Below are 655 nucleotides of genomic sequence, written 5' to 3'. Positions count from 1 at the left end.
TCTGCACCCCGCCCCAAAAAGACGGATCGATCAATCCATTGACGCTGGCTGCTGCGGATATGGCAGGAGCTGACGAGATCTATAAGCTCGGAGGGGCTCAGGCGATAGCGGCCATGGCTTTGGGCACAGATAGCATTGAAAGGGTGGACAAGATCGTGGGGCCGGGCAATGTCTATGTCACTGCCGCCAAGATGCTTACCCGAGGCTCGGTGGAGATCGATTTTCCTGCTGGTCCCAGCGAGGTCTTGATCCTGGCCGATCGGACAGCGGATCCTGGGGTGATAGCTGCCGATATGATCGCTCAGGGAGAGCACGATCCCAAATCGATCTCCGTTTTCGTATCCCTGGATGATCTCCTGGCCAGCGCCGTGGCGGAGGAATTGAACATTCAGGCTCCTGGGGCTGCACGCAGCGATATTGTTTCTGAGAGCCTGGAGCACAGTGCCATTCTGCTGGCGGACGATATGGATGAGGCGCTTGATTTTGTCAATGCCTTCGCTCCGGAGCATCTGGAGATAATCACCAGGGAGCCCATGAACGTCCTGAGGTCCATTCGCAATGCAGGGAGCGTGTTCCTCGGCAAGTTCACCCCGGTGGCGGCAGGGGACTATGCCAGCGGGACGAATCATGTGCTTCCCACCTCGGGATATGCTCG

At 57.9% G+C, this 655-nt stretch carries 1 protein-coding gene; it reads left to right on the top strand.

Going from position 1 to position 655, the window contains the following annotated elements:
- The coding region (hisD, locus tag BP822_RS09445; RefSeq protein WP_286878197.1) for a histidinol dehydrogenase at window positions 1-655 on the top strand (655 nt) is incomplete at both ends.

The organism is Methanosaeta sp. UBA458 (assembly GCF_002496085.1).
Lineage (GTDB): Archaea > Halobacteriota > Methanosarcinia > Methanotrichales > Methanotrichaceae > Methanothrix > Methanothrix soehngenii.
This window is presented reverse-complemented; position numbering and strand designations above follow the sequence as displayed.